The 6,381-nt window shown below is 71.4% G+C and carries 5 protein-coding genes and 1 rRNA gene; 4 read left to right on the top strand and 2 right to left on the bottom strand.

Going from position 1 to position 6,381, the window contains the following annotated elements:
* From HYE82_RS32940 to HYE82_RS32925, 4 genes are all read left to right on the top strand, one after another.
* The coding region (locus HYE82_RS32940) for a hypothetical protein (RefSeq protein WP_179177880.1) at positions 1 to 1,079 on the top strand (1,079 nt) is incomplete at its 5' end.
* Entirely contained in the window at positions 1,076 to 2,635 is a 1,560-nt protein-coding gene (locus tag HYE82_RS32935; protein WP_179177879.1) for an SCO6880 family protein, read from the top strand. The genes HYE82_RS32940 and HYE82_RS32935, both read left to right, overlap by 4 nt.
* A gap of 18 nt (positions 2,636 to 2,653) precedes the next feature.
* The gene (locus HYE82_RS32930; protein ID WP_179177878.1) at positions 2,654 to 4,072 is read left to right on the top strand and encodes an ATP-binding protein; all 1,419 of its coding nucleotides are present in this window, start codon (positions 2,654 to 2,656) and stop codon (positions 4,070 to 4,072) included.
* Positions 4,069 to 5,586 (top strand): type VI secretion protein, encoded by a 1,518-nt coding sequence (locus HYE82_RS32925; RefSeq protein ID WP_256987998.1) that lies wholly within the window; start codon positions 4,069 to 4,071, stop codon positions 5,584 to 5,586. The genes HYE82_RS32930 and HYE82_RS32925 overlap by 4 nt, the downstream gene beginning before the upstream one ends.
* 6 nt (positions 5,587 to 5,592) lie before the next feature.
* Here the strand turns inward: HYE82_RS32925 and HYE82_RS32920 are convergent, their stop codons facing one another.
* Positions 5,593 to 6,153, bottom strand: a complete 561-nt coding sequence (locus tag HYE82_RS32920) for a GNAT family N-acetyltransferase (RefSeq protein ID WP_179177877.1) — start codon at positions 6,151 to 6,153, stop codon at positions 5,593 to 5,595.
* A 143-nt stretch (positions 6,154 to 6,296) separates the two neighbouring features.
* A 5S ribosomal RNA gene (gene rrf / locus HYE82_RS32915) occupies positions 6,297 to 6,381 on the bottom strand; the annotation flags it as partial.

Here is a 6,381-nt window from a genome sequence, read left to right as displayed (position 1 = left end):
GCCTCGCCCCCTCCGACCCCGCCGAAGCCCTCAACCCCCTCGCCTCCCTCGCCAAGGGCTGCGCCGACGCGGCCGCCTGGATCGTCAACGAGCTCAGCAAGGCCGTCAACGGCTCGGCCAACGTCGACTTCACCAACGGCGCCTTCCTCAAGCAGTACGCCGTCGTCTTCGCCGCCTCCACGGTCCTCACGCTCGTCCTCTGGCTCCTCGCCGTCGCCAAGCGCGCCATCCGCGGCGTCCCCCTGGCCACCGCCCTCGGCGAAGCGATCGGCTTCCTCTGGCTCACCGTCCTCGCCTCCGCCTTCACCCCCCTGATCCTCTACACCGTCGTCTCCGCCACCGACGGCGTCACCCAGGTCATCGCCTCGGCGAGCGGCAGCCAGACCGACGTGTTCTTCGGCTCCTTCACGGAGGCCCTCAAGAAGGGCGACTCCATCGGCGGCGGCCCGATCATGCTGATCGTCGTCTCCCTCGTCACCGTCCTCGCCGCCGGCATCCTCTTCCTGGAGCTCTTCATCCGGGCCGCCCTCCTCTACGTGGGCGCCCTCCTCGGCGTCGTCGTCTACGCCGGCCTCGTCGACCGCAACCTGTGGGGCCACGTCCGCCGCTGGGCCGGCATCATGATCGCCGTCATCCTCGTCAAGCCGGTCATCGTCATCGTCCTCGGCCTCGCCGGGGCCCTCGCCGGCGAGAAGGGCCCGGGCGCCTTCTCCGCCGTCGTCTCCGGCCTCGCCATCATCCTCCTGGCGATCTTCGCCTCCGCGATGATCTACCGCTTCGTCCCCGGCTTCGGCGACGACATCGCCGCCGCCCGCGCAGGCCGCAGCAAGGCCACCGACGGCGCCCAGGCCGCCGCCGTCATCAGCTCCCCCGCCACCCTCGTGTCCCAGGGAATCAAGGCCCACAGCAGCCGCGGCGCCCACCGCTCCGGCGGCGAGGGCGGCAGCGCCCCGCGCCCCGCCAACCCCCTCTCCGGAGGCGTCGCCGCCCACAGCAGCCGCCCCACCGGCGGCGGACCCGCCACACCCCAGCCCCGTACGGGCTCCAGCACGAGGAACACAGGAGGTGACGGGCGTTGACGGCCCAGTCCCACCAGCTGCACCCGGTCGCGCCCCGCCGCACGTATCTCATCGGCCGCGCCCGGCCCAACGCGATCGTCGGCAAGAACCGCGAGAACGGCGAGATCGCCCTGATCATCGCCGGTGCGTTCCTCGGCATGATGAGCGGTCTCCTCGTCCCCGACCTCACCCTGCGCATCGTCACCCTCGTCGGCTTCCCGCTGATGGCGCTCGCCGCCGTGTACGTCCCCTACCGCGGCCGCACCTTCTACCGCTGGTTCGAGATCAACCGCAGCTACAAGCGGATCCTGCGCCGCGGCACCACCTACCGCTCCGGCGCCATGGAAGCCGGCACCCGCGCCGCCGACGGCCGCGAGGTCGAGATCGGCCCGCCCCCCGGTATCGGCCGTATCAGCTGGCTCTCCGCCCCCTTCGGCCCCGACGAGATCGCCGTGCTCCTCCACGCCGACCGCCGGACCGTCACCGCCGCCATCGAGATCGAAGGCCCCGGCGTCGGCCTGCGCGACAGCGAGGACCAGGAAGCCCTCGTCGACCGCTTCGGCACCCTCCTCAAGCACGTCGCCAACGGGGACGGCTTCGTCACCCGCCTGCAGATGCTCGCCCGCACCCTCCCCGCGGACCCGGACGCCCACGCGAAGGACGTCGCCCAGCGCGGCGACCCCACCTCCCCCGTCTGGCTGCGCGACTCCTACGACCAGCTCCAGTCGATGGTCTCCACCTCCTCCGAGCAGCACCGCGCCTATCTCGTCGCCTGCATGCACTACACGCGCGAGCTCGCCGCCGAGGCCAACGCCATCGCCCGCGCCGGCTCCCGCAAGGGCCGCAAGCTCGACCGCGACACCGGCCTCGCCATCGTGATGGCCCGCGAGCTCACCGACATCTGCGCCCGCCTCGCCGAGGCCGACATCCGCGTACGCCAGCCCCTGGGCCAGGGCCGCCTCGCCTCCCTCGTGCACTCCATGTACGACCCGGACCACCCCATCGACCACATCCAGGCCATGACCAAGCGCAACGCCTGGCCCGCCGAACTCGACGCCGTCGAGCCCACCTACCTCCAGGCCAAGACGCGCGAGTCCTCGACCCGCGCCCCCTGGTGCCACGCCACCGCCTGGGTCAAGGAATGGCCGATGACCCCGGTCGGCGTGAACTTCCTCGCGCCCCTCCTCGTCCACACCCCCGACGTCATCCGCACCGTCGCCGTCACCATGGACCTGGAGCCCACCGAGATCGCCATCGAGCGCATGCTCACCGAGAAGACCAACGACGAGGCCGACGCCTCCCGCGCCGCCAAGATGAACCGCACCGTCGACCCCCGCGACATCGCCGCCCACGGCCGCCTCGACCAAAGGGGTGAAGATCTCGCCAGCGGTGCGGCAGGGGTCAACCTCGTCGGGTACATCACCGTGTCCTCGCGTTCACCGGAAGCCCTCGCCCGCGACAAGAGGACGATCCGCGCCTCGGCCGGCAAGTCCTACCTGAAGCTCGAATGGTGCGACCGCGAGCACCACCGCGCCTTCGTCAACACCCTGCCGTTCGCCACCGGCATCCGAAGCTAGCTGGAGGGAAAGGCCGCCATGCGAGATCCGCTGTCCGCTCTGACGGACGCCTTCACCAGCTTCCTGTTCGGCAGGGTCGAGACCACCCGCCTGCCCGTACGCACCTCCACCGGGCAGGCCCAGGCCGTCTACCTGCCCACCGCCGCCCCCGGACTCGGCGACTCCGGCGTGATCATCGGCCGCGAGGTCTACAGCGGCAAGGGCTACATCTACGACCCGTTCCAGCTCTACGGCCAGCAGCTCCCCGCCCCCCACTGGCTGGTCCTGGGCGAGTCCGGCAACGGCAAGTCCGCCTTGGAGAAGACGTACGTCCTGCGCCAGCTCCGCTTCCGCGACCGCCAGGTCGTCGTCCTCGACGCCCAGGGCGAGGACGGCGTCGGCGAGTGGAACCTGATCGCGCAAGAGCTGGGGATAACACCCATCCGCCTCGACCCCATCGCCGCCAACGACGACGGGATCCGCCTCAACCCCCTCGACCCGGCGATCACCACCACCGGCCAGCTCGCCCTGCTCCGCACCATCATCGAGGTGGCGATGGGCCACGGCCTCGACGAGCGCGCCGGCTTCGCCCTCAAGGTCGCCCACGCCTACGTCGTCGACACCATCCGCGACCGCCAGCCCGTCCTCACCGACATCGTGGAGCAGCTGCGCCACCCCGAGGCCGAGTCCGCCGAGGCCATGAACGTCGACATAGACGACGTACGGGCCTGGGGCCTCGACGTGGCGCTCGTCCTCGACCGCCTCGTCGACGGCGACCTGCGCGGCATGTTCGACGGCCCCACGACCGTCGGCATCGACCTCGACGCCCCGCTCATCGTCTTCGACCTCTCCCACATCGACCGCAACTCGATCGCGATGCCGATCCTGATGGCGATCGTCGGCGTGTGGCTGGAGCACACCTGGATCCGCCCCGACCGCAAGAAGCGCATCTTCCTCGTGGAAGAGGCCTGGCACATCATCAACAGCCCGTTCGTGGCCCAACTGTTCCAGCGCCTGCTGAAGTTCGGCCGCCGCCTCGGCCTGTCCTTCGTCGCCGTGGTCCACCACCTTTCCGACGTCGTCGACGGCGCCGCCGCCCGCGAGGCCGCGGCCATCCTCAAGATGGCCTCGACCCGCACGATCTACGCCCAGAAAGCCGACGAGGCACGTGCCACCGGCCGCGTCCTCGGCCTGCCCCGCTGGGCCGTGGAAATCATCCCGACCCTCACTCCCGGCATCGCCGTCTGGGACGTCAACGGCAACGTCCAAGTGGTCAAGCACCTCATCACCGAAGCCGAACGCCCCCTGGTCTACACGGACCGCGCCATGACGGAGTCCTCCGCGCCGCACCCGCTCCCCGACGACCTGCTCGCGGCGGAATGGGAGGCGGAACAGCGGGCCCTGCTCATCGAACGCCAGCAGGGCGGCGGACCGGGATCCACGACAACGGTGGCATGACCATGCTCGAAAGCGGCACGAGACGCACGCCGCCCCCGGCGACCTCCCGGGGCGGCATCCCGGACGGCGTCCTGATCGGCTTCCTCGCCTTCCTCATCGGACTGGCCGCGCTCGTGTGGACGTCCACGGGCCTGGCGGCCCTCCTCGCCCACGGGTCCTGGCCGAACACGGTCACGTTCATCCGCACTCCGACGGCCGTCCGTGCCCTGATAACGCAGCCGCACGACATGGCCGCCGCCTGGCCTGACACCGCCCCCGCGGCCCTCTCCGGCTGGGGCCTCTTCTGGGGCCTGTTCGTCGGACAGCTCCTCGTCCTCTTCGTCCTCACCGTCTTCGTGATCGGCATCGTCGCCCGCACCAAGGCCCGCCGCACCCCGGCCGCGCACCGTGCCACGGCCCCGGCCGACCCGGCAGGCGCGGTCGCCGGTGCGCACGCGCCCCCCGGCACGACCGGGCAGGCTTCCGCGCCGCTGCCGAAGTCCGCGGAGCCCACGCCGCTGCCCACGCCCTCGCCAGGACCGGACCCGGTGCCGACGACGCTTGCCAAGGCGACGTTCCCCGCCCCGCACCGTACCCCGCCTGCCTCGGAGCCGGCGCCCGCACCGCCCGCGGGTGACGGCCTGGTCTACGGCGGTCCCGCCGAGCGCCACCGGCTGGCCTCCGGCCGCCTGGCTGCTGCGGAGGGCGCCGCTCTCGTCGTCACGTCCTCCCCCGGCCTCTGGGCGGAGACCAAGGACGCCCGCGCCAAGCTCGGCCCGGTCCTGCTCTACGACCCCACGCACCTGTGCGACACCCCGGCCCGCCTGCACTGGAACCCCGCCGACGCCTGCGCCGACCGCGACACGGCGGCCGCACGCGCCGCCGCGCTGCTGGCCCCCGTACGCCCGCAGGCCCGCAGGGACGGGGACGTGGCCGATACCGCCGAGACCCTCCTGCGGAGCTGGCTCCAAGCAGCGGCCCTGGACGACCGCCCGTTCAAACAGCTCCACCGCTGGGTCATGGGCTCGGCCGCCCAGGACCCGGTCCGCATCCTGCGCACCCACCCCCGGGCGGCGCCCGGAGCGGCCGGCGAACTCGAGTCCGCCCTCACCGCTCATCCCGAACGCCGCGAACAGGCCCTCCGGCTCACGGCCCGGGCCCTCTCCTGCCTCGCGTCGATCCACATCCGCGAGGCCTGCACCCCGAACCGAACCGATGCGCTCACGCTTGCATCGTTCGTGCAGGAGGGGGGCACCCTTTATGTGGTGGGTGAATCCTTGGAGGATCCTCGCACCCATCCGAGTGCAATGCCCCTGCTCACCGCACTCGCATCGAGCGTGGTCGAGCACGGCCGCCGCATGGCCGCACGGTCATCCCACGGCCGGCTCGACCCACCACTCACCCTGGTCCTGGAGGATGTGGCGGCCGTCGCCCCGATCCCCCAACTACCGGACCTCCTCCAGCAGGACGCAGTCCCCCTGCTCGCCCTGTGCCGCAGCCGCGAGCAGGCCCGCGCCCGCTGGCCCCGGCTCTAGTCCGCGCTAGTTCGCGGGCCGGGCGAAGACGTACTCCAGCTCCTTGGAGTGGGGATCGCCCGGCTTCGGGATGACGAGCCCGCTCGGCTGGAATCCGAACCGCCGGTAGAAGGCCCCGGCCCGCGCGTTGTCCTCGTGCACGAAGAGCCGTACGCGCTCCAGCGCCGGCTCCTCCAGCGACCAGGCCCACTCCAGTGCCGCCTCGAACAGCGCGTCGGTGATCCCGGTCCCACGCTGCCGGGGCCGCACGAACACGCCCACGATGTGCCCCTGGTTGCGCTCGATGTCCTGGTCGAGGAAATCGGTGGAACCGATCTCCTCGAGGAACACGGTCACCGACCCGTCCCACCGCCCGTCGGGGGCTTCGGCCACGAACTGCCGCACGTCCCGTCCTTCCGCGGCTGCTCGGGCCCGGTCCTGCCAGAACTCGTCAGGCTTTTCCGCAGCCTGGGCGGCGGTTTCCAGGAACGCCAGGGGCGCCATGGGATCGCTCAACGCGACCAGCCGAAGCTCTTTGACCTTTTCCCACTCGTCGGCCCGCACGGGACGGATCACAGGATCACTCATGGCCCGGATCCAACCACGCACACAGCCCTCTCCGCAGCCGATATCGACCTGGGCACGCCTACACGCACGTGCGGTGAACGCAGAAAAGCCCCGCACCGAACCCCCCGGAAAAGGGGGCTGGTGCGGGGCTTCCCGCAATGATTGTTCGGCGGCGTCCTACTCTCCCACAGGGTCCCCCCTGCAGTACCATCGGCGCTGAAAGGCTTAGCTTCCGGGTTCGGAATGTAA

Origin of the sequence: Streptomyces sp. BR123 (assembly GCF_013401435.1) — a bacterium.
Classification (GTDB): Bacteria; Actinomycetota; Actinomycetes; order Streptomycetales; family Streptomycetaceae; genus Streptomyces.
This window is presented reverse-complemented; position numbering and strand designations above follow the sequence as displayed.